Origin of the sequence: Pseudomonas sp. O39 (genome assembly GCF_045447295.1) — a bacterium.
In the GTDB taxonomy this organism is placed as follows: domain Bacteria; phylum Pseudomonadota; class Gammaproteobacteria; order Pseudomonadales; family Pseudomonadaceae; genus Aquipseudomonas; species Aquipseudomonas antarctica_A.
Genome location: NZ_JBJGXV010000005.1, coordinates 323,634 through 345,774 on the forward strand (window position 1 = coordinate 323,634; position 22,141 = coordinate 345,774).

Genomic DNA, 22,141 nt, shown 5'->3' on the forward strand with positions numbered 1-22,141 from the left:
TCAAGAAGGGAGCGTAGTCTACCGGAAAGGCTCTATCAGCTCAAACCTTGATCGCATCTCTGTGGCATCCAATGTAATTGCCAGTCGCCAGACGATGTCACCCATAACCCCGCAAGGCTGGGGACGGCCAGCAATTGCTCACCCTGATAGAGCAGCGGCAATCTGCCACGCATGAAGCCCGGCAGCCCGCATTCGTTAAGCAAACGCTTAAGGTCACGCCGGCCTCGGCCTGGCACGTCAATGATTTCGCCGCCCTGACGATAACGGATCACCAATGGGCCTGTTGGGGCCTTGCCGGCAAATCTCAGCTGGCCATTGCCAGGTAACTCTAGAGGGTTTTGCGGCTGCGACCAGCTCACTGACGTGTCGGAAAATTCCGACCACGCGGAAGGCAGCCACCAAATGCGCTCGCCACAACGATGCAGCTGGCCGTCGGCCAGGCACCACTGCGGTTGCGCGTCGCCCTTGGCGTCGCGCAGGGAATACCAGCTGGCCCAGTGGTCGCTGTCGGGTAAACGAGTAAGAGTGTTCAGCCATTTGCGCAGGGCATTGCGCTGACGGGCATCGGAAAGCTCGCGTAACGGCGCAAGGGCCAACGACGGCAAGGACAACCAGGGAAATGACGAGGGTTGGTCGGCGGCTTGCAGGTCCATCAATGCCAATTCGTCCAGCAGGCCTTGGGCTTCGCTGAGGTGTTCGGCGGTGCGGGCCAGGCTTGCGACCGCTTGAGGCCAACGCTCCGCCAGCACCGGGACAACACGATGGCGCAGGTAATTGCGGGAAAACCGGGAATCGGCGTTGGAAGGGTCTTCGATCCACGTCAACTGGTGTTGCTGGGCGTAGGCCTCCAACTCAGCACGCGAGGCATCCAGCAAGGGTCGCACCAAATGTCCATCCGCCAACGGGCGATGCACGGGCATTGCGGCCAACCCTCGCACGCCGGCCCCGCGCAGCAGGCGAAACAATAGGGTTTCAGCCTGATCGTCGCGGTGCTGGCCGGTGAGCAACACTTCCCCCGCCCCGGCTACCTCGGTAAACGCCTGATAACGCGCATCACGCGCCGCTCGCTCAAGGCTGGCGCCCGATTGCACTTGCACGTGCATCACCCGCAAGGGTACGCCCAAGCCGTCACATACCGTTTGGCAATGGCCGGGCCAGGCGTCGGCGGCAGCTTGCAGGCCATGGTGGACATGGATGGCGTTGAGCGGTGGAAGGGTTTCGGTGTTTGCCAGGGTGGCGAGAAGGTGCAGCAGGACGGTGGAGTCGAGCCCACCGGAGAACGCGATATGCCAGGCCGGGGCGTTGCGCCACGGGGCCAGGGTTTGCAGGAGTTTGGCGGGTAGAGTTGGGGTCATCAAAAATACCGGCGCAGAACTGGAATACGGTAGCCAAGCATACACAAAGCAAATGTGGGAGCCGGGCTTGTGTGGGAGCCGGGCTTGCCCGCGATGCAGGCAACTCGGGTTATTTGTTACACCGAGTTGATGCTATCGCAGGCAAGCCAGCCCCCGCACAAGCCCGCTCCCACATTAGTACTGCATTGTCTGCCAGATCAGTGTTTGATCAGAGACCGTAGCTCATCAGGCGCTCATAACGACGGGCCAGCAGCGCCTCGTTATCGAACTTCTTGAGCATCGCCAGTTGCGAGCCCAGTTCAGCGCGGATGGTCGCCGCAGCCGCAGCCGGGTCACGGTGAGCGCCGCCCAATGGCTCGGCGATGACTTTATCAACGATGCCCAAGCCTTTCAGGCGATCGGCAGTGATACCCATGGCTTCGGCAGCGTCCGGCGCTTTTTCGGCGGTTTTCCACAGGATCGAAGCGCAACCTTCCGGCGAGATCACCGCGTAGGTCGAATATTGCAGCATGTTCAACTGGTCGCAAACACCAATGGCCAGCGCACCGCCGGAACCACCTTCACCAATCACGGTGGCGATGATCGGGGTTTTCAGGCGGGCCATCACACGCAGGTTCCAGGCGATCGCTTCGCTCTGGTTGCGCTCCTCGGCGTCGATACCTGGGTAGGCACCCGGGGTGTCGATGAAGGTCAGGATCGGCATTTTGAAACGCTCGGCCATTTCCATCAGGCGGCAGGCCTTGCGGTAGCCCTCAGGGCGCGGCATGCCGAAGTTGCGGCGTACCTTCTCGCGCACTTCGCGGCCTTTCTGGTGACCAATGACCATTACCGGCTGGTCGTCCAGGCGAGCAATACCGCCCACGATGGCCGCGTCGTCGGAGAAGTGGCGGTCGCCGTGCAGCTCGTCGAACTCGGTGAAGATGTGCTGAATGTAGTCCAGGGTGTAGGGACGGCGCGGGTGGCGAGCCAGACGCGCGATCTGCCAGCTGGTCAGCTTGCCGAAGATGTCTTCGGTGAGCGTGCTGCTCTTGTCTTGCAGGCGAGCGATCTCATCGCCGATGTTCAGCGAATTGTCATTGCCGACCAGGCGCAGTTCTTCGATCTTGGCTTGCAGGTCAGCGATCGGCTGTTCGAAATCAAGAAAATTCGGGTTCATAAGCGTCCGTCTTGGGTCGACGGCCAAGGGGTGCCTGGCCAGCCGGTTGTCTATTCGCGCCCTACCTTAAGGGAGAGGCGCGTTTAGGTCGAGATTAAATGTTCAGTCGAGATCAGACGTATCTGACCGTCAACGGTATTGGAGGAAGACGTTGTCTCGCCCGAACTGGTCACGCAAAGCTTGAATCAAGCCATCAGCGGGATCAATTCGCCACGTCTCCCCAAACTGCAGCATGGCCTTGGCATCATTGCCGGTGTACTCCATGGTCACCGGGCACGCGCCGCGGTGGCGTTTGAGCAGGTCACCCAACCAGCGTAGCTGATCGCCTTTGAGGGCTTCGGTCTTGACCTTCAAACGCAGGCTTTCCGCCAAATTGGTACGCGCATCTTCCATGCTCATCACCCTTTTGATCCGCAGGCGCAGGCCACCGGAGAAGTCGTCGTTGCTGACCTCCCCTTCCACCACCACCATGGCGTCGGTCTGCAGCAACGACTGGGCGGAGTGGAAGGCATCGGCAAACAGCGACGCCTCGATCCGGCCCGAGCGGTCATCGAGGGTGATAAAGCCCATCTTGTCGCCCTTCTTATTTTTCATCACCCGCAGGGCGATGATCATGCCGGCGACGGTCTGGGTGTCCCGTGCCGGTTTCAGGTCGATGATGCGCTGACGGGCGAAACGGCGGATTTCGCCTTCGTACTCGTCAATCGGGTGACCGGTGAGGTACAGGCCCAGGGTGTCTTTCTCGCCCTTGAGCCGTTCCTTGAGGGTCAGCTCCTTGGCCTTGCGGTGGTTGGCGTACACGTCCGCGTCTGCTTCGACGAACAACCCGCCAAACAGGTCGGCGTGGCCGCTGTCGTGAGTGCGGGCAGTCTGTTCGGCGGCCTTGATCGCTTCTTCCATGGCGGTCAGCAGCACCGCACGGTTGCGGTCGATGTTGGCCTGATAAGCCTTCGGCTCATCATGGAAGTACGGGCCGAGACGATCGAGTGCGCCGCTGCGGATCAAGCCATCGAGGGTGCGCTTGTTGATGCGTTTGAGGTCGACCCGCGCACAGAAATCGAACAGGTCCTTGAACGGCCCATCCTGGCGCGCCTCGGTGATTGCCTCCACCGGGCCTTCGCCCACACCTTTGATCGCGCCCAGGCCGTAGATGATGCGGCCTTCGTCGTTCACCGTGAACTTGAACTCCGAGGCGTTCACGTCCGGTGCGTCGAGGCGCAGCTTCATCGTGCGCACTTCCTCGATCAAGGTCACGACCTTGTCGGTGTTGTGCATATCCGCCGAGAGTACCGCGGCCATGAACGGCGCCGGGTAGTGGGCTTTCAGCCACGCGGTCTGGTACGAGACGAGGCCGTAGGCGGCGGAGTGGGATTTGTTGAAGCCATAACCGGCGAATTTTTCCACCAGGTCGAAAATGTTACCGGCGAGGTCGGCGTCGATATTGTTGGTGGCGCAACCTTCAATGAAACCGCCACGCTGCTTGGCCATTTCCTCGGGTTTTTTCTTACCCATGGCGCGACGCAGCATGTCCGCACCACCGAGGGTGTAACCGGCCATGACCTGGGCAATCTGCATCACCTGTTCCTGATACAGGATGATGCCGTAGGTCGGCGCCAGTACCGGCTTGAGGCCTTCGTACTGGTAGTCGGAGTGCGGATACGCCAGCTCGGCGCGGCCGTGCTTACGGTTGATGAAGTCGTCCACCATGCCCGATTGCAGTGGGCCTGGACGGAACAGCGCCACCAATGCGATCAAGTCTTCCAGGCAGTCGGGCTTGAGCTTTTTGATCAGCTCTTTCATGCCGCGCGACTCAAGCTGGAACACCGCCGTGGTTTCGGCTTTTTGCAGCAACTGGTAGGTAGGCTTGTCGTCCAGCGGGATAAACGCGATATCCAGCGGTTCTTCGTTAACCTTCGCGCGCTCGCGGTTAATCGTCTTGAGCGCCCAGTCGATGATGGTCAGGGTCCGCAGGCCAAGGAAGTCGAACTTCACCAGGCCGGCCGCCTCCACGTCATCCTTGTCGAACTGGGTTACCAGGCCGCCGCCTTCTTCATCGCAATAGATCGGCGAAAAGTCGGTCAGCTTGGTCGGCGCGATGACCACACCACCGGCGTGTTTCCCGACGTTACGCACCACGCCTTCGAGTTTGCGCGCCATGTCCCAGATTTCAGCGGCTTCTTCATCGACCTTGATGAAGTCACGCAGAATTTCTTCCTGCTCGTAGGCTTTTTCCAGGGTCATGCCGACTTCGAACGGGATCATCTTCGACAGGCGATCCGCCAGGCCGTAGGACTTGCCCTGCACTCGAGCCACGTCTCGGATTACCGCTTTCGCCGCCATCGAACCGAAGGTGATGATCTGGCTTACAGCGTTGCGGCCGTATTTCTCAGCCACGTACTCAATGACACGGTCGCGACCGTCCATGCAGAAGTCGACGTCGAAGTCGGGCATGGAAACCCGCTCCGGGTTCAGGAACCGTTCGAACAGCAGGTCATATTCCAGCGGGTCGAGGTCGGTAATCTTTTGCACATAGGCCACCAGCGAACCAGCACCCGACCCTCGGCCAGGACCTACCGGTACGCCGTTGCTTTTGGCCCACTGGATAAAGTCCATAACGATCAGGAAGTAACCGGGGAAGCCCATCTGGATGATGATATCCAGCTCGAAATTCAGCCGATCAACGTAGACCTGGCGCTTGGCGTCGTAGTCTTCGGTGGTGTCCTTGGGCAACAGAACGGATAGACGTTCCTCCAGGCCATCGAACGACACCTTGCGGAAGTACTCATCGATGGTCATGCCATCGGGAATCGGAAAGTTGGGCAGGAAGTGCTTGCCCAGCTTCACTTCGATGTTGCAGCGCTTGGCGATCTCGACGGAGTTTTCCAGGGCTTCGGGCAGGTCGCTGAACAACTCGGCCATCTCGTCGGCGCTTTTGAGGTACTGCTCCTCGCTGTAGTTCTTCGAACGACGCGGGTCATCCAGGGCCCGGCCTTCGCCGATGCACACGCGGGTTTCGTGGGCCTCGAAATCTTCTTTCTTGATAAAACGCACATCGTTGGTTGCGACCAGCGGCGCGCCCAGCTTGTCAGCCAGGGCCACGGCAGCGTGCAGGTGCTCTTCATCATTGGGGCGATTGGTGCGCTGGACTTCCAGATAGAAGCGGTCCGGGAACACCTGCATCCACTCGCGGGCCAGCACCTCGGCTTCCTGCGGGTTGCCGCCCAGCAACGCGATACCGATCTCACCCTCTTTGGCTGCCGAGAGCATGATCACGCCCTCGCTCGCTTCGGCCACCCACTCGCGCTCGATAATGATCGAGCCGTTACGTTGGCCGTCGATAAAGCCGCGGGAAATCAGTTCAGTGAGGTTGCGATAACCCACGCCGTTCATCGCCAGCAGGCTGATGCGGCTCAGGGGGTTATCCGGGTCTTTGTTGGACAGCCACAGGTCGGCGCCGCAAATGGGCTTGATGCCGGCGCCCATGGCGTTCTTGTAGAACTTGACCAGGGAACACATGTTGTTCTGATCGGTAACCGCGACCGCAGGCATATTCATGCCCACCAGGGTTTTGACCAGGGGTTTGATCCGTACCAGGCCGTCGACCAGGGAGTATTCAGTGTGCAGGCGTAGGTGAACGAATGAAGCCGGCATAGTGATCCTGTCTTAAACGTAGAAACAACAAAGCCCGGAAATCCGGCATTTAAAGCTACTGCGCTTTAAAGGCCGGATTGTACCGGGCCTTGGCAAAAACATCAGCCTCGCGACTAAACCTCGCTGAGGCTTTCCCGCGCCTCGTAAGCCAGGCGAACCGGGGCGAACGAGCGCCGATGGATCGGCGTCGGGCCCAGACGAGCCAGGGCTTCCAGATGAACGGGGGTCGGGTAGCCTTTATGGCCTCCGATACCGTAGCCGGGGTAGATCAATTCGAAAGCAGCCATTTCACGGTCACGGCTGACCTTGGCCAGGATCGACGCGGCGGCGATGGCCGGCACCTTGCTGTCACCCTTGACCACGGCTTCTGACGGCATCGTCAATTTAGGGCAGCGGTTGCCATCGATCATCGCCAGTTTAGGGGTGATGTGCAGGCCTTCCACCGCGCGCTGCATGGCCAGCATGGTCGCATGGAGAATATTCAACTCGTCGATCTCTTCGACTTCGGCACGGGCGATATGCCAGCTCAGGGCTTTTTCGCAAATCTCGTCGTAGAGCTTTTCACGGCGCGCTTCGGTGAGTTTTTTCGAGTCGTTGAGGCCGAGGATCGGGCGGTTCGGGTCGAGAATCACCGCCGCCGTCACGACGGCGCCACACAGCGGGCCGCGCCCTACTTCGTCAACACCGGCGACCAGCGCGTGAGCTTCGGCGACCAGGCTGAAGTCCAGGCCCATTTGCGTTGTCATAAAGCGTCCTGTTTTTGGCCGATCAAGGTCAATACGGCGTCAGCCGCCTGGTTCGACGCGTCACGGCGCAAAGTGCGGTGGATATCGTCAAACCCACGGGTCTGCTCTTCACCGCCGTCGATCAACGGCAGTAGCGTTTGTGCCAGCGCTTCAGGCGTTGCATCGTCCTGCAACAACTCAGGCACCAGCAAGCGCTGGGCCAGCAAGTTGGGCAAGGAAATGTAAGGGCTTTTGACCATGCGCTTCAGAATCCAGAACGTCAGCGGCGCCAGACGATAGGCCACGACCATTGGGCGCTTGTACAGCAGCGCCTCCAGGGTCGCTGTGCCCGAGGCGATCAGTACCGCATCACAGGCTGCGAGGGCCAGGTGCGACTTGCCGTCGAGCAAGGTCAACGGCAGATTGCGCCCCTCAAGCAGCGTCTCGATTTGTGCACGCCGTTGCGGGCTCGCGCACGGCAAGACGAAGCGAATACCAGGCTTCATGGATTGAAGGCGTTCGGCCGCATCGAAAAACACGCTGGCCAGGCGACCGACTTCGCCACCTCGACTGCCCGGCATCAGCGCTACGAGCGGGCCGTCGGGCAAGCCCAGTTCGGCACGCGCGGCAGCGCGGTCCGCTTGCAACGGAATGGTGTCGGCCAGCGTGTGCCCGACAAACCGCACCGGCACGCCCTTCTCTTCGTAGAACCTGGCCTCGAATGGCAACAAGGTCAGCATCAAGTCGCAGCCTTCACGGATCTTCAGCACGCGCTTCTGGCGCCACGCCCACACGGACGGGCTGACGTAATGCACGGTCTTGATACCGGCCTGACGCAACTTGAGTTCGATATTGAGGGTGAAGTCCGGCGCGTCGATTCCGATAAAAACGTCAGGCCTTTCTTCGATCAGTGTCTGAATCAGTAGCTTACGCCGCGCCAACAGCTCACGCAGACGGCCTAATACTTCCACCAGCCCCATGACCGAGAGGCGCTCCATGGGAAAGTAGGAAGTCAGACCTTCGGCCTGCATGAGTGGGCCACCCACGCCAATGAACTCCACCGCAGGATGCTGGGCCTTGAGGGCCCGCATCAGGCCTGCGCCCAGAATGTCGCCGGAAGCTTCACCGGCCACCAGCGCGATACGCAGATTAGCCATGATCAGCGGGTGATGCCGCGGGTCGATGCCTGGATAGAGTCGCGGAACACCGCGACTTCCGGGAACAACGCTGCCGGCTCGGTCAGTTCGGTCAGAGCCTGCTCGACCGTCAACCCTTGGCGGTAAACCACCTTGTAGGCACGGCGCAGGGCGTGAATAGCGTCCTCGCTGAAACCGCGACGGCGCATGCCTTCGAAGTTCATGCTGCGGGCTTCGGCAGGGTTGCCGAAGACCGTGACGAATGCAGGAACGTCCTTGCCGATCGCCGTCCCCATGCCGGAAAAGCTGTGGGCGCCGATATGGCAATACTGATGCACCAGGGTGAAACCGGACAGGATCGCCCAATCGTCAACGTGCACATGGCCAGCCAGTGCAGTGTTGTTAACCAGGATGCAATGGTTGCCGATCACACTGTCATGGCCGATGTGCGCATAGGCCATGATCAGGTTGTGGTCACCCAAGGTGGTTTCGGCACGATCCTGCACGGTGCCACGGTGAATGGTCACGCCTTCACGGATGATGTTGTGATCACCGATTACCAGGCGTGTTTCTTCACCCTTGTACTTCATGTCCGGGGTGTCTTCGCCTACCGAGGAAAACTGGTAGATGCGATTGTGTTTGCCAATGCGGGTCGGACCTTTGAGGATCACGTGTGGCCCGATGACAGTCCCCTCGCCGATTTCAACACCTGCGCCGACGATCGACCAGGGGCCGACCTCAACGTCGGCGGCCAGAACGGCCGACGGATCGATGATTGCGCGAGGGTCAATCAAACTCATAGTTTGCGTTCCGCACAGATGATCTCAGCGGAGCACACCGGCTTGCCGTCCACCGAGGCCTGGCACTCGAACTTCCAGATCTGGCGTTTGCAACTGATGAACTTGGCTTCCAGGATCAACTGGTCACCCGGCGTGACCGGGTTACGGAAGCGCAGCTTGTCGGAGCCCACGAAATAGTAAAGCGTGCCATCGGCAGGCTTGAGGTCGAGCATTTTGAAACCAAGGATACCGGCAGCCTGGGCCATCGCTTCGATGATCAGCACGCCCGGCATAATTGGATGCGCAGGGAAGTGACCATTGAAGAACGGTTCGTTGATGCTGACATTCTTGTAGGCACGAATGCGCTTTTCCTCGACATTGAGGTCCACTACACGATCCACCAGCAGGAACGGGTAACGGTGAGGCAGGTATTCGCGAATCTCGTTGATGTCCATCATTTCGGGGGGAAGCCTGTAATAAAGATTGGGGGCGGGCGGACTAAACGCACGCCCCGCTAGCAAATCAAGGAGGCAGTCTAGCGGCTGTGCACACTTGATATGGAAATGGTATCAGCCTTCTGATGAAGCATTACCGCCAGGGGTCACGTCCCCAACACGCTTTTCCAGCTGTTTGAGGCGGCGAGCCATGTCGTCAAGTTGCCTCAAGCGCGCTGCACTCTTGCGCCATTCAGCCGCAGGCTGCATGGCCGTACCGGAAGAGTAGGCGCCAGGCTCGGTAATCGAGTGGGTCACCATGGTCATGCCGGTAATGAAGACGTTGTCGCAAATATCGATATGCCCCACCAGCCCAACGCCACCGGCGAGCATGCAATGCTTGCCGATCTTGGTGCTGCCGGAAATCCCGACGCATGCCGCCATGGCGGTGTGATCGCCAATCTGCACGTTGTGGGCGATCTGGATCTGGTTATCGAGCTTCACGCCGTTACCTATCACGGTATCGGCCAAGGCCCCACGGTCCACCGCGGTGTTGACGCCAATTTCCACGTCATCGCCGATCAGTACGCCGCCGACCTGGGCAATCTTGTGCCAGACACCTTTGGAATTGGCAAAACCAAACCCTTCACCACCGATCACTGCACCCGACTGAATCACCACCCGCTCACCAATACGCACGTCGTGGTAAAGCGTAACGCGAGGGGCCAGCCAACCATCGGCACCAATTTCACAGCGCGCGCCGATAAAGCAATGAGCGCCCACCGTGACACCCGCAGCAATACGCGCACCGCTCTCAATCACTGCAAAGGCGCCAATGCTGGCCGCAGGATCGACCTGGGCATCGTCAGCAATCACCGCTGAAGGATGAACACCGACGGCAGCTTTAGGCTTTGGATCGAACAGGTGCGATGCCCGGGCATACGCCAGGTAAGGGTCGGGAACCACCAGCGCATCCCCGGCAAACCCTTCGGCATCGGCAGCCTTCAACAGCACGGCTGCTGCTTGGCTGTCGACCAGGTATTTACGGTATTGGGGATTTGCGAGGAAGCTCAACTGAGCTGGGCCAGCCTCCTGCAAGGTGGCTAGCCCAGTGATTTCTTTCTCCTTGGAGCCACGCAAGGTGGCCCCAAGGAACTCGGCCAACTCGCCGAGTTTGATAGTCGCGGTCATGGCTTACTTCAGCTGGTTCATGCGCTCGATCACCTGACGGGTGATGTCGTATTGAGGCTTGACGTCAATCACGGCGCCGCGCTCAAACACCAGGTCAAAGGCACCTTTCTTGATGACTTCTTCCACTGCGCTGTCGAGCTTCGGCTTGAGCTGCTTGAGCATTTCACGGTCAGCAACGGCTTTGGCTTCGTTCAGCTCCTTGGACTGGAACTGGTAGTCACGGGCCTTTTGCTTGAACTCAAGCTCCAGACGCTCACGCTCGCCTTGCTGCATCTTGTCGCCACCCGCTACCAAACGGTCCTGGATGCCCTTGGCGCTGCTTTCCAGAGTCTTGAGCTTGGTCAGTTGCGGACCGAACTTTTTCTCGGCATCCACGGCGTATCGCTTGGCGGCGTCGGATTCCAGCAGAGCCATCTGATAGTTCAGAACGGCGATTTTCATTTCGGCGAAGGCCGGTGTGGTTACCAGCACAGTGGCCAGCAGAACCAATTGAGTCAACTTACGCACGATGTACTCCTACAGAATCCGTTGTCGTTATCTTGGGTCAGACGCTTAAAACGTCTGGCCGAGGGAGAATTGGAAAATCTGGGTTTCAGCGTTATCCGGCTTCTTGATCGGCATGGCCAGAGCAAAGCTCAATGGGCCAAGCGCGGTCACCCAAGTGACACCCACACCTACGGAGCTGGCGAGGTTGCTCAGGCTGATGTCGTTGCACTCAGTCTGCGACTTCACGCCACTCGGGTTGGTGATCTGCTGGCACTTGGAGTCGAACACGTTACCCACGTCCCAGAAGAGCGAGGTCCGCAACGAACGCTGATCCTTGACGAACGGCAGCGGGAACAGAAGCTCCGCACCACCCTGGATCAGCACGTTACCACCGAATGCCAGAGGGTCGTTGTTGGAGTCAACGGTAGTGCCTTGGTTACCGGTTACCGATTGACCACGGCTCGGCGTACCACGTGGGCCCAGGGTACTGTCCTTGAAACCACGAACCGAGTTGAAACCGCCCGCATAGTAGTTCTCGTAGAACGGCAACCCACTGGTCGAACCATAACCATCGCCATAACCCAGCTCAGTGTGCAGGCGCATGGTGTAGTTATCGCTCAGCGGCTGGAACAACTGGCCACGGTAGTCGAGCTTGAAGAACGACAGGTCGCTGCCCGGCGTGGTGGCTTCTGCAGTCAGGCTTTGAGAATGACCACGGGTCGCCAGCACACCTTTGTTCAGGGTGGATTCCGACCAACCAACCGAAGCCTTGAAGTTCAGGAACTGATCACCTTCTCGGCGCACGAAGTCGAAGATCTCATCCGTGGTGTACACACCCGTCTTGATCTTGTCCTGCTGCGCGGTAAAGCCGAAGGTCAAGCGCGAAGTCTCGCTGATCGGGTAACCGATATTGACACCGGCACCGAGGCTGTCGATCGCATAGCTTGCAACGTCAACGTTGAGGTCTTTGTAGTCGGTGGTGCGGTAGAAGGCATTGTAGCCCAGGCTCACACCATCAGCTGTCCAGTAGGGGTCGACATAACCGAAGTTATAGCGGCTCTGGTATTCGCTTCGGGTCAGGCCAATGGAGACCTTGTTACCGGTACCGAGGAAGTTGTTCTGGGTAATCGAACCACCGAGGATAAGGCCGGCACTCTGTGCGAAACCTACGCTGGCGGTGATCGAGCCCGACGCCTGCTCTTCAACGGCGTAGTTCACGTCAACCTGGTCATCCACACCCGGTACGGCCGGGGTTTCGACGTTGACTTCCTTGAAGAAGCCCAGGCGTTCAAGACGGGTCTTGGACTGGTCGATCAGGTAAGTCGACGCCCAGCCACCTTCCATCTGGCGCATTTCACGACGCAGCACTTCGTCCGCAGACTTGGTGTTGCCACGGAAGTTGATACGGTTCACGTAGGCACGCTTGCCCGGGTCGACAACGAAGGTGATGTCCACTGTGTGGTCATCATCGTGCGGGGTAGGCACGCCGTTGACGTTGGCGAAGGTGTAGCCTTCGTTACCCAGACGACGGGTGATCAGCTCGGAGGTCGTGGTCATCAGCTTGCGCGAGAAAACCTGGTCTTTCTGCACCAGCAACAGGGACTTGACCTGGTCTTCCGGTACTTTCAGGTCGCCGCTGAGCTTCACGTCACGAACGGTGTACTTCTCACCTTCGTTGACGTTGACGGTGATGTAGACGTGCTTTTTATCCGGGGTGATGGACACCTGGGTCGAAGCGATATCCATGTTGATATAGCCACGGTCCAGGTAGTAGGAACGCAGACGCTCCAGGTCACCGGACAGCTTTTCACGGGCATACTTGTCATCGTTCTTGAAGAACGACAACCAGTTGGTGGTCTTGAGCTCGAACAGGTCAATCAGGTCGTCGTCAGCGAACTTGGTGTTGCCCACCACGTTGATGTGCTGAATCGCCGCCACAGTGCCTTCGTTGATGTTGACCTTGAGGCCGACACGGTTACGAGGCTGCGGGATCACTTCAGTTTCCACGGTCGCTGAATAGCGGCCCTGGGCAACGTACTGGCGTTGAAGTTCGTTACGCACACCCTCAAGGGTGGCGCGCTGGAAGATCTCGCCCTCGGCCAGGCCGGATTGCTTGAGGCCCTTCATCAAGTCTTCAGTAGAGATCGCCTTGTTACCCTCGATCTGGATACTGGCGACGGAAGGTCGCTCAACGACAGTGATGACCAGGACGTTGCCTTCGCGACCCAGTTGGATATCTTGAAAGAACCCGGTTTTGAACAGCGCACGAGTGGATTCCACCAGGCGACGATCATCCGCCTGTTCCCCGACGTTCAACGGCAAGGCACCAAAGACGCTACCTGCGGAAACCCGCTGGAGGCCGTTGACGCGAATATCGGAGATAGTGAAGGACTCGGCGTGAACTTCGGCGATCATCAATACGGTGAGAACCGCAGTTAGCAGCAGACGTTTCATGAAGTCCTTTCTTATTCCAACTGGCAATAAACAAACTGCCGCAAAATGCGGCAGATTCGCAATTCAGCGAAGCGTTACAGTCGTCCCAGATCGTTGACCAGAGCTAACAACATCACCCCGACCACCAAACTGATACCGATCTGTATCCCCCAACCCTGCACCCGATCCGACAAGGGGCGACCACGCACCCACTCGACCAGATAAAACAACAGATGCCCCCCATCCAGTACTGGAATGGGCAGCAAATTCAGAACTCCAAGGCTAATACTCAGATAAGCCAGGAAATTCAGGAAATCCGCGACACCCGACTGGGCAGAAGCGCCCGCCACTTTAGCAATGGTTATCGGCCCACTCAAGTTTTTTACCGAGAGCTCGCCGAACAACATCTTCTTGAGCGATTCGAGGGTCAGCACACTCATGGTCCAAGTGCGTTTCGCACCCTCGCCAATCGCGGCCAACGGCCCGAAGCTGACCTCCCGTACCATCGAGGGCGGCCATTCGACACCTTTCACCCCAGCACCCAGATAACCCCCGGCTGCCTTGGCCTCCCCGCGAACCGACAAGGTCACAGGGACGTCGATTTGAGCACCATCGCGCTCAACTTTCAGCACAATTTTGGTATCAGGGCGTACACGCACCAGATCGACCACTTGCTGCCAGTCGCCCAGCGCCTGACCATCAAGCGCCAGCAGACGGTCGCCGGTTTTCAGACCTGCGGCTTGAGCCGGGCCTTTCGAATCGAGCTCGGCAAGCACCGGCGGCAACGCCGGACGCCATGGGCGAATCCCCAGGGACTTGATCGGGTCAGGCTCATCCGCACCCTTGAGCCAGTGGTCCAGCGCCAATTCACGGGGCGTTTCGGTGGTGGAATCCTGCTCGCGCACCACCACATTGATGGTGCCGCTTTCACCCATGCGGCGCACCAATTGCAAATTAACGGCGCCCCAGCCCGTGGTCGGCTCGCCATCAATTGAAACAATTTCCTGCCCAGCAACCAGGCCGGCCTTGGCCGCCATGCTGTCCGCCTCGACCGCACCAATCACCGGGCGTACCTGTTGGCTGCCCAACATGGCCAAGATCCAGAAGAACACCATCGCCAACAGAAAGTTGGCGATCGGGCCGGCTGCAACAATAGCGATACGCTGACGAACGGTCTTTCGATTGAAGGACTGGCCCACTTGATCTGCAGGCACTTCACCTTCGCGCTCGTCGAGCATCTTGACGTAGCCGCCAAGCGGAATGGCTGCAATCACGAACTCGGTGCCACGACGGTCGTGCCAACGCAGCAACGGCATGCCGAAACCGACGGAAAAGCGCAGTACCTTGACGCCGCAACGACGCGCCACCCAAAAGTGGCCGAATTCGTGGAAGGTAACCAGCACACCCAGAGCAACCAGGGTGCCGACAATCATGTAGAGCGCACTCATCTAATTTCTCCGCATTCCAATCCAGTACCTGAAGGCTAAAACCTGCCCACAGACTAACGCGCGTTGCGGTTCAACCATTGTCCGGCCAGGGTACGGGCCTTTGTATCCGCCTCGAACACTGCCCCTAAATCATTCACAGCAACTACCGGCTCAAGACTCAAAACGTCCTCGATGATACTCGCGATCTGCGGAAAACGGATGCGCCGGTCGAGAAACGCCGCCACAGCCACTTCGTTGGCCGCATTGAGCATGGCCGGCGCGCTGTTACCCGCCTCCGCCGCTTGCCGGGCCAAACGCAGGCATGGGAAGCGCTGCTCGTCCGGCGCTTCGAAGTCCAGGCGAGCAATGGCGAACAGATCCAACGGTGCAACACCGGAGTCAATCCGTTCCGGCCAGGCCAAAGCGTTGGCAATCGGCGTACGCATGTCGGGATTACCCAACTGCGCCAACACCGAACCGTCGACGTAGTCGACCAGGGAATGAATCACACTTTGCGGGTGGATTACCACCTCGACCTGATCAGGCTGCGCATCGAACAACCAGCAAGCCTCGATCAACTCCAGGCCTTTGTTCATCATGCTCGCCGAATCCACGGAGATCTTGCGCCCCATGGACCAGTTCGGGTGGGCGCAGGCCTGGTCAGGCGACACATGTTCAAGATCAGCCAGCGGAGTTTGACGGAACGGACCACCGGAAGCCGTAAGAAGAATCCGCCGCACGCCTACCTGGCTCAAGCCACGGGCAAAATCACCGGGCATGCACTGGAAAATCGCGTTGTGCTCACTGTCGAGAGGCAGCAACACCGCGCCGCTCTTGCGTACCGCCTGCATAAAGAGTGTGCCGGACATGACCAGCGCTTCTTTATTGGCCAGCAAAATCTTCTTGCCAGCATCCACTGCCGCCAGTGTCGGACGCAAACCCGCCGCCCCGACAATGGCTGCCACTACCGTATCCACCTCGGCGTCGGACGACACCTGGCACAAGCCCTCCTCGCCCACCAACACTTGTGTGGCAAGGCCGGCGGCCCGCAGATCGTCCTGCAAGCCTCGCGCCGCAGTTGCTTCAGGCACTACCGCGAAACGCGGCGCATGGCGCACACACAGGGCCAGCAACTCGCTCAACCGCGTAAAGCCGGTCAGGGCAAAGACTTGATAGCGGTCAGGGTGTCGCGCGATCACATCCAGCGTACTCAGCCCGACCGAACCGGTCGCGCCCAGCACAGTCACCTGCTGCAGGCGGCTCACGAAGCAGTCATCCACAACAGCACGGCAAAAATCGGAATCGCCGCGGTGAGACTGTCAATACGGTCCAGCACGCCGCCATGGCCCGGCAGCAGATTGCTGCTGTCCTTGATCCCGGCCTGACGCTTGAACATGCTTTCCGTAAGGTCGCCGACCACCGAAATAAACACCACGATTGCTGTGCCCAACAACGCCAGGAATATCTCGCTCAGCGACCAGTCACGTACAACACCGACTACCAGCGTGATCAGCAACGTCAACGCCAAGCCGCCGTAAACGCCTTCCCAGCTCTTGCCTGGGCTGACGGCGGGCGCCAGCTTGCGTTTGCCGAAGGCACGGCCGGAGAAATAGGCACCAATATCGGCACCCCACACCAACACCATCACCGCCATGATCAACCAGTTGCCCATCGGCGCATTCTTGATTTCCACCAACCCTTGCCAGGCCGGCAGCAGAATCAACAAGCCAATCACCAGCTTGCTGGCAACACTGGACCACTGCCCACTGGTGCGCGGATAGGTCAGCACCAGGAAGGTCGCAAGCGCCCACCACAATACCGCCGCCCCCAATACCCAAGGCACGACGATGCTCGACAGGGTATGCATCAGGAACAGCAACAGCGCCACAACCGCGGCGTATGCCACACGCGGCAACTGTGCGTTGAAGCCCGCCAGGCGCGCCCATTCCCAGGCACCCAGGGTCACCACCAGGCCGATAAACAGCGCAAAGCTGGAACCGTCGAGCAGGAAAAAACCGCACAGGGCAATCGGCAGCAGGATCAATGCTGTGATGATTCGTTGTTTAAGCATTTAAACCCGGGCTCCAGCTTCGATCTGCTCGCTCGTTTTACCGAAGCGACGCTGACGGGAAGCGAAATCGGCCAGCGCATTACGCATGGCATCGTGTTTGAAGTCCGGCCAGAACAGGTCGGAGAAGTACAGCTCGGTATAGGCCAGCTGCCACAGCAGGAAATTGCTGATGCGGTGCTCGCCGCCGGTACGGATGCACAAGTCTGGCAGCGGCAAGTCGCCGGTTACCAGGCAGGTTTGCAACAGTTCGGGCGTAATGTCGTCAGGCCGCAGATGCCCGGCCTGCACTTCGCGGGCAAGGCGCTGTGCAGCCTGAGCGATATCCCACTGGCCACCGTAGTTGGCTGCAATCTGCAATACAAAACGGTTGCTGCCCGCGGTGATGGCCTCGGCTTCGCGCATGGCCGCTTGCAGTTCCGGATGGAACCGCGAGCGATCACCAATGATGCGCAGGCTGATGTTGTTGTCGTTGAGGCGCTTGGCCTCACGACGCAAGGCCTTGAAGAACAGGTCCATCAAGGCGCTGACTTCTTCGGCCGGCCGCTGCCAGTTCTCACTGGAGAAGGCAAACAGAGTCAACACTTCGACCTTGGCCTCGGCACACACCTCAATCACGGCGCGCACCGCATCGACACCCGCTTTATGCCCGGCAACACCCGGCATAAAGCGTTTTTTCGCCCAGCGATTATTCCCATCCATGATGATCGCGACATGGCGCGGCACCGCGGAGGGCACAGTCTGCTTGGTCTTTTCCATGAAGGCGTCCTGACCCCTTATACGGCCATCAGGTCCTTTTCTTTTTCTTCCGTGGCCTTGGTGATCTGGGCCTCGGCATCTTTGGTCAGCTTATCGATATCGGCGACGGCACGACGCTCTTCGTCTTCGCTGATTTCCTTGTCCTTGACCAGCTTCTTCAGGTCGCCCAAAGCATCACGACGGATGTTACGCACTGCAACCCGCGCATCTTCAGCCGCACTGCGTGCCTGCTTGGTGAAGCCCTTGCGGGTTTCTTCGGTCAGGGCAGGCATGGAGATCAGCAACAACTCGCCCAGGTTGGTCGGGTTGAGGTTCAGGCCAGCGCTCTGAATCGCTTTGTCGACAGCGCCGAGCATGTTGCGCTCGAAGGCCACGACTTGCAGGGTGCGCGAGTCTTTAACGGTGATGTTGGCCACCTGGGTGATAGAGGTGTCAGTACCGTAGTACGGCACCATCACACTACCCAAGATGCTTGGGTGGGCCTTGCCGGTACGAATCTGACCAAATGCATGGGCCAGAGACTCCAGGGATTTGTGCATACGCTCTTGAGCGTCTTTCTTGATTTCGTTGATCATTGTTGGCCTTCCTCGATCAGAGTCCCTTCCGCGCCGCCGTGTACGATGTTCAGCAGGGCGCCGGGCTTGTTCATGTTAAATACGCGCAGCGGCATCTTGTGGTCGCGGCACAGGCAAATAGCCGTCAGGTCCATCACGCCCAGCTTGCGATCCAGCACTTCATCGTAGGTCAGATGATCGAACTTCTCGGCATGCGGGTCTTTGAATGGGTCTGCGGTGTATACGCCATCCACCTTGGTGGCCTTGAGCACTACGTCAGCATCGATTTCGATGGCGCGCAGGCAAGCAGCCGAATCCGTGGTGAAGAACGGGTTGCCGGTACCGGCAGCAAAGATCACTACTTCTTTAGCGTTCAGGTGGCGCATGGCTTTGCGGCGATCATAGTGATCGGTCACGCCGACCATGGAAATAGCCGACATCACGATTGCCGAGATATTGGCACGCTCCAGGGCGTCACGCATGGCCAGGGCGTTCATCACAGTGGCCAGCATGCCCATGTGGTCGCCGGTAACCCGATCCATACCCGCGGCACTCAGTGCCGCGCCGCGGAACAAGTTACCGCCGCCGATCACCAGGCCGACCTGGACACCGATGCCCACCAGCTGGCCGACTTCCAGTGCCATGCGGTCGAGTACCTTGGGATCGATCCCGAACTCTTCCGAGCCCATCAGGGCCTCGCCGCTAAGCTTGAGTAGAATGCGTTTATAGCGAGCCTGATAACCACTGCCCTGCTGAGCCATTGCGAATCTCTCCTGCGGCGTATTTTTTAAAAATTCTTGGCGAGCCGTTTACGGCTTGCGTTCACTCTAGCTGGACGCTATCACAGCGCCATCGGAACACGGCTTTGTAAGCCAGTTCCGATGGGAAACCAAATAAAATTGGCCTTCCCATTTGAAAAGAGGCTGCGCGCGTGAGCGGGCAGCCTCTTTCGGGCGACAGTTAAAAACTGTCTTATTGCTTGGCGGCAGCCAGCTGGGCAGCAACTTCTTCAGCGAAGTTGTCGACCGGCTTCTCGATGCCGTCGCCTACTTTGTAGTAGGTGAAGGAAACGATTTCAGCACCGGCTTTCTTGGCCAGTTCGCCAACCTTGATCTCAGGGTTCTTGACGAACGCCTGCTCAACCAGGCTCGCTTCAGCCAGGAACTTGCTGATACGGCCTTTGATCATGTTTTCAACGATGTTTTCCGGCTTGCCGGCGATCTTGTCAGCGTTGAGGCTCAGGAACACGGCTTTTTCGCGTTCGATTGCGTCAGCGGAGACTTCCGATGGCAGCAGGAATTCAGGATTGCTGGCCGCTACGTGCATAGCGATGTCTTTAGCCAGCTCAACGTCGCCGCCTTTCAGGGCAACCACAACGCCGATTTTGTTGCCGTGCAGGTAGCCACCAACCACATCACCTTCGATGCGAGCCAGGCGACGGATGTTGACGTTTTCGCCAACCTTACCAACCAGTACCAGGCGATCAGCTTCTTGAGCTTCGATCAACGGCTCGACGGTGGTCAGCTTGTCGTCGAATGCTTTCTTGACGCTGGCAGCAACGAATGCCTTGAAGTCGTCCTGCAGAGCCAGGAAGTCGGTCTGCGAGTTCACTTCCAGCAGAACTGCGGCTTTACCGTCTTCAACCAGAGCGATAGCGCCTTCAGCAGCGACGTTGCCTGCTTTCTTGGCAGCCTTGATGGCGCCGGAAGCACGCATGTCATCAATGGCTTTTTCGATGTCGCCGCCGGCCTTGGTCAAGGCCTTTTTGCAATCCATCATGCCCTCGCCGGTACGCTCACGCAGTTCTTTAACCAACGCTGCAGTAATCTCTGCCATTTCAAAATCCTCTTGGATAGGTTTTCAACCATTCCACCCGATCAAACGGGCGATCAATTCTTCCCGAATCTCCGTTGTAGGCCGCTGCACGTTACAGAGCAATGATGCGCTGCCACAAGTGGGCGCCAACAAATGGTTTTCGAGGTGGCAAAAAGGGGGCCAAGCCCCCTTTTTGCTTACTGAGTCAACGCCAGGGCGTCAATTACTCAGCTGCGGCTACCGGAGCTTCTTCAACGAACTGCTCGGTACCACCAGCAACGTGGTTGCGACCACGGATTACAGCGTCAGCCATCGAACCCATGTACAGCTGGATAGCGCGGATTGCGTCATCGTTGCCTGGGATGATGTAGTCAACGCCTTCCGGGCTGCTGTTGGTATCGACTACGCCGATAACAGGGATGCCCAGCTTGTTGGCTTCGGTGATCGCGATGCGCTCGTGATCAACGTCGATAACGAACAGTGCGTCAGGCAGACCGCCCATGTCCTTGATACCACCCAGGGAACGATCGAGCTTTTCCAGGTCGCGAGTGCGCATCAGCGCCTCTTTCTTGGTCAGCTTGGCGAAAGTACCGTCTTCGGCTTGCACTTCAAGGTCACGCAGACGCTTGATGGAAGCACGGATGGTTTTGAAGTTGGTCAGCATGCCGCCCAACCAGCGGTGATCGACGTACGGCGAACCGCAACGTGCTGCTTCTTCAGCAACGATCTTGCCAGCGGAACGCTTGGTGCCGACGAACAGAATCTTGTTTTTGCCCTGGGCCAGGCGCTCTACGAAAGTCAGAGCTTCGTTGAACATTGGCAGGGTTTTTTCAAGGTTGATGATGTGGATCTTGTTACGCGCGCCGAAAATGTACTTACCCATTTTCGGGTTCCAGTAACGGGTCTGGTGACCGAAGTGCACACCGGCCTTCAGCATATCGCGCATATTGACTTGGGACATGATAGTTCCTTAATAAGTCGGGTTTGGCCTCCACGTATCCCAATGACCAACCAGCGGCATTCGCCTCCGGCACCCAGGTCATCGTGTCGACACGTGTGTGGATTTAAGCTTTGCGGGGTATCCCCGGAAAGCGGCGCATTTTATACCACACGAAGGACGAAAACGAAACCCGCAATCACATTTGCCGTCTTCCGCTTTTGCGTAAGCCTTTGAATAGAGCCAATATGCCCCCACCTTATAGAGAGAAGCGATCGTCAGACGCTCATGATTTGCCGCGCGCGTCTGTTAGAATCACGTTTTTTGGGGCTTGTGCGAATTCTGTAACCTTTTGTCGCACGCCCGTAAACCGAATTGATTTCAGCGCGTCGCGCTAGAGAGAGCCTGTATGACCGTTACCTTGAAAACCGCCGAAGACGTAGCCGGCATGCGCGTTGCCGGCAAACTGGCTGCCGACGTGCTGGAAATGATTGCCGAACACGTCAAGCCTGGCGTCACCACCGAAGCCCTGGACCGCATCTGCCACGACTATATAGTCGATGTGCAAAAAGCCATTCCTGCCCCGCTCAACTACAAGGGCTTTCCCAAGTCGATCTGCACCTCGATCAACCACGTGGTCTGCCACGGCATTCCGGGTGACAAGCCGTTGAAGGACGGCGACACCCTGAACATTGACGTCACCGTGATCAAGGATGGCTATCACGGCGACACCAGCCGCATGTTCCACGTAGGTACCGTGCCGGTCTGGGCCGAACGCCTGTCCCAGGTCACCCAGGAATGCATGTACAAGGCTATCGAGATCGTGAAACCCGGCTGCCGCCTGGGCGATATCGGTGAAGTGATCCAGAAGCACGCTGAAAAGAACGGTTTCTCGGTCGTCCGCGAATTCTGTGGCCATGGCATCGGCAAGGTGTTCCATGAAGAACCGCAGATCCTGCACTACGGCCGCGCCGGTACCGGCATGGAACTGAAAGCGGGCATGACCTTCACCATCGAGCCGATGATCAACCAGGGCAAGGCCGACACCAAGGTGCTGGGCGACGGCTGGACCGCTATCACCAAGGACCGCAAGCTCTCGGCCCAGTGGGAACACACCCTGCTGGTCACCGACACCGGCTACGAGATCTTCACCTTGCGCGCAGACGACACGATCCCACGCGTTTCGGCTTGAATTGTTGCCTCGGTTTTCCCCAGCAACCCTGTGACTGACTGAT

The 22,141-nt window shown here is 58.6% G+C and carries 19 protein-coding genes; 1 reads left to right on the top strand and 18 read right to left on the bottom strand.

The window, feature by feature from the left end; translation table 11 throughout:
* Positions 1-35 precede the first annotated feature (35 nt).
* The 18 genes from tilS to rpsB all read right to left on the bottom strand — a co-directional run bounded on the left by tilS (position 36) and on the right by rpsB (position 20,930).
* Complete coding sequence (gene tilS / locus ACI77D_RS10590; protein WP_407016541.1) at positions 36-1,355, bottom strand: tRNA lysidine(34) synthetase TilS; 1,320 nt, start codon at positions 1,353-1,355, stop codon at positions 36-38.
* A gap of 208 nt (positions 1,356-1,563) precedes the next feature.
* On the bottom strand, positions 1,564-2,511 hold the full coding sequence (locus ACI77D_RS10595) for an acetyl-CoA carboxylase carboxyltransferase subunit alpha (protein WP_064451162.1): 948 nt from the start codon (positions 2,509-2,511) through the stop codon (positions 1,564-1,566).
* Positions 2,512-2,640: 129 nt separating this feature from the next.
* Positions 2,641-6,162: a DNA polymerase III subunit alpha gene (gene dnaE / locus ACI77D_RS10600; protein WP_064451161.1), complete on the bottom strand. Its 3,522-nt coding sequence runs from the start codon at positions 6,160-6,162 to the stop codon at positions 2,641-2,643.
* Between the two features lie 113 nt (positions 6,163-6,275).
* Positions 6,276-6,908 carry a ribonuclease HII gene (gene rnhB / locus ACI77D_RS10605; protein WP_064451160.1) on the bottom strand — a complete coding sequence of 211 codons (633 nt, stop codon included), beginning with the start codon at positions 6,906-6,908 and terminating at the stop codon, positions 6,276-6,278.
* The gene (gene lpxB, locus ACI77D_RS10610) at positions 6,905-8,044 is read right to left on the bottom strand and encodes a lipid-A-disaccharide synthase (protein ID WP_064451159.1); all 1,140 of its coding nucleotides are present in this window, start codon (positions 8,042-8,044) and stop codon (positions 6,905-6,907) included. The genes rnhB and lpxB overlap by 4 nt, the downstream gene beginning before the upstream one ends.
* 2 nt (positions 8,045-8,046) lie before the next feature.
* A complete protein-coding gene (gene lpxA, locus ACI77D_RS10615; RefSeq protein ID WP_053254744.1) occupies positions 8,047-8,823 on the bottom strand; it encodes an acyl-ACP--UDP-N-acetylglucosamine O-acyltransferase in 777 nt (258 codons plus the stop codon).
* Positions 8,820-9,260 (bottom strand): 3-hydroxyacyl-ACP dehydratase FabZ, encoded by a 441-nt coding sequence (fabZ, locus tag ACI77D_RS10620; RefSeq protein WP_003172281.1) that lies wholly within the window; start codon positions 9,258-9,260, stop codon positions 8,820-8,822. Before fabZ ends, lpxA begins: the two co-directional genes overlap by 4 nt.
* A 111-nt stretch (positions 9,261-9,371) precedes the next feature.
* Positions 9,372-10,427 (bottom strand): UDP-3-O-(3-hydroxymyristoyl)glucosamine N-acyltransferase, encoded by a 1,056-nt coding sequence (gene lpxD, locus ACI77D_RS10625; RefSeq protein WP_064451158.1) that lies wholly within the window; start codon positions 10,425-10,427, stop codon positions 9,372-9,374.
* Positions 10,428-10,430: 3 nt separating this feature from the next.
* Entirely contained in the window at positions 10,431-10,934 is a 504-nt protein-coding gene (locus ACI77D_RS10630; RefSeq protein ID WP_003189173.1) for an OmpH family outer membrane protein, read from the bottom strand.
* A 45-nt stretch (positions 10,935-10,979) separates the two neighbouring features.
* Positions 10,980-13,367 (bottom strand): outer membrane protein assembly factor BamA, encoded by a 2,388-nt coding sequence (gene bamA / locus ACI77D_RS10635; RefSeq protein WP_064451157.1) that lies wholly within the window; start codon positions 13,365-13,367, stop codon positions 10,980-10,982.
* A gap of 74 nt (positions 13,368-13,441) precedes the next feature.
* Positions 13,442-14,794, bottom strand: a complete 1,353-nt coding sequence (gene rseP / locus ACI77D_RS10640; protein WP_407016542.1) for a sigma E protease regulator RseP — start codon at positions 14,792-14,794, stop codon at positions 13,442-13,444.
* 53 nt (positions 14,795-14,847) lie between these two features.
* Positions 14,848-16,038, bottom strand: a complete 1,191-nt coding sequence (ispC, locus tag ACI77D_RS10645; RefSeq protein WP_064451155.1) for a 1-deoxy-D-xylulose-5-phosphate reductoisomerase — start codon at positions 16,036-16,038, stop codon at positions 14,848-14,850.
* Positions 16,035-16,844 (bottom strand): phosphatidate cytidylyltransferase, encoded by an 810-nt coding sequence (locus ACI77D_RS10650; protein WP_407016543.1) that lies wholly within the window; start codon positions 16,842-16,844, stop codon positions 16,035-16,037. Before ACI77D_RS10650 ends, ispC begins: the two co-directional genes overlap by 4 nt.
* Entirely contained in the window at positions 16,845-17,600 is a 756-nt protein-coding gene (uppS, locus tag ACI77D_RS10655) for a polyprenyl diphosphate synthase (RefSeq protein ID WP_064451153.1), read from the bottom strand.
* A gap of 17 nt (positions 17,601-17,617) precedes the next feature.
* Complete coding sequence (gene frr / locus ACI77D_RS10660; protein ID WP_064451152.1) at positions 17,618-18,175, bottom strand: ribosome recycling factor; 558 nt, start codon at positions 18,173-18,175, stop codon at positions 17,618-17,620.
* Complete coding sequence (pyrH, locus tag ACI77D_RS10665; protein ID WP_003172271.1) at positions 18,172-18,915, bottom strand: UMP kinase; 744 nt, start codon at positions 18,913-18,915, stop codon at positions 18,172-18,174. The genes frr and pyrH overlap by 4 nt, the downstream gene beginning before the upstream one ends.
* Before the next feature lie 211 nt (positions 18,916-19,126).
* Entirely contained in the window at positions 19,127-19,990 is an 864-nt protein-coding gene (gene tsf / locus ACI77D_RS10670; RefSeq protein ID WP_058412423.1) for a translation elongation factor Ts, read from the bottom strand.
* A 202-nt stretch (positions 19,991-20,192) separates the two neighbouring features.
* Positions 20,193-20,930: a 30S ribosomal protein S2 gene (rpsB, locus tag ACI77D_RS10675; RefSeq protein WP_003219330.1), complete on the bottom strand. Its 738-nt coding sequence runs from the start codon at positions 20,928-20,930 to the stop codon at positions 20,193-20,195.
* Positions 20,931-21,315: 385 nt separating this feature from the next.
* Between rpsB and map the strand changes: the two genes are divergently transcribed.
* Positions 21,316-22,098, top strand: coding sequence for a type I methionyl aminopeptidase (gene map, locus ACI77D_RS10680; protein WP_407016544.1), 783 nt, complete (start codon positions 21,316-21,318; stop codon positions 22,096-22,098).
* Positions 22,099-22,141: the final 43 nt, after the last annotated feature.

Coding starts and splice junctions, on each gene's coding strand:
- tilS (WP_407016541.1), bottom strand. CDS start 1,355: ATGACCCCAACTCTACCCGCCAAACTCCTGCAAACCCTGGCCCCGTGG.
- ACI77D_RS10595 (WP_064451162.1), bottom strand. CDS start 2,511: ATGAACCCGAATTTTCTTGATTTCGAACAGCCGATCGCTGACCTGCAA.
- dnaE (WP_064451161.1), bottom strand. CDS start 6,162: ATGCCGGCTTCATTCGTTCACCTACGCCTGCACACTGAATACTCCCTG.
- rnhB (WP_064451160.1), bottom strand. CDS start 6,908: ATGACAACGCAAATGGGCCTGGACTTCAGCCTGGTCGCCGAAGCTCAC.
- lpxB (WP_064451159.1), bottom strand. CDS start 8,044: ATGGCTAATCTGCGTATCGCGCTGGTGGCCGGTGAAGCTTCCGGCGAC.
- lpxA (WP_053254744.1), bottom strand. CDS start 8,823: ATGAGTTTGATTGACCCTCGCGCAATCATCGATCCGTCGGCCGTTCTG.
- fabZ (WP_003172281.1), bottom strand. CDS start 9,260: ATGATGGACATCAACGAGATTCGCGAATACCTGCCTCACCGTTACCCG.
- lpxD (WP_064451158.1), bottom strand. CDS start 10,427: ATGACCGCGACTATCAAACTCGGCGAGTTGGCCGAGTTCCTTGGGGCC.
- bamA (WP_064451157.1), bottom strand. CDS start 13,367: ATGAAACGTCTGCTGCTAACTGCGGTTCTCACCGTATTGATGATCGCC.
- rseP (WP_407016542.1), bottom strand. CDS start 14,794: ATGAGTGCGCTCTACATGATTGTCGGCACCCTGGTTGCTCTGGGTGTG.
- ACI77D_RS10650 (WP_407016543.1), bottom strand. CDS start 16,844: ATGCTTAAACAACGAATCATCACAGCATTGATCCTGCTGCCGATTGCC.
- uppS (WP_064451153.1), bottom strand. CDS start 17,600: ATGGAAAAGACCAAGCAGACTGTGCCCTCCGCGGTGCCGCGCCATGTC.
- frr (WP_064451152.1), bottom strand. CDS start 18,175: ATGATCAACGAAATCAAGAAAGACGCTCAAGAGCGTATGCACAAATCC.
- pyrH (WP_003172271.1), bottom strand. CDS start 18,915: ATGGCTCAGCAGGGCAGTGGTTATCAGGCTCGCTATAAACGCATTCTA.
- tsf (WP_058412423.1), bottom strand. CDS start 19,990: ATGGCAGAGATTACTGCAGCGTTGGTTAAAGAACTGCGTGAGCGTACC.
- rpsB (WP_003219330.1), bottom strand. CDS start 20,930: ATGTCCCAAGTCAATATGCGCGATATGCTGAAGGCCGGTGTGCACTTC.
- map (WP_407016544.1), top strand. CDS start 21,316: ATGACCGTTACCTTGAAAACCGCCGAAGACGTAGCCGGCATGCGCGTT.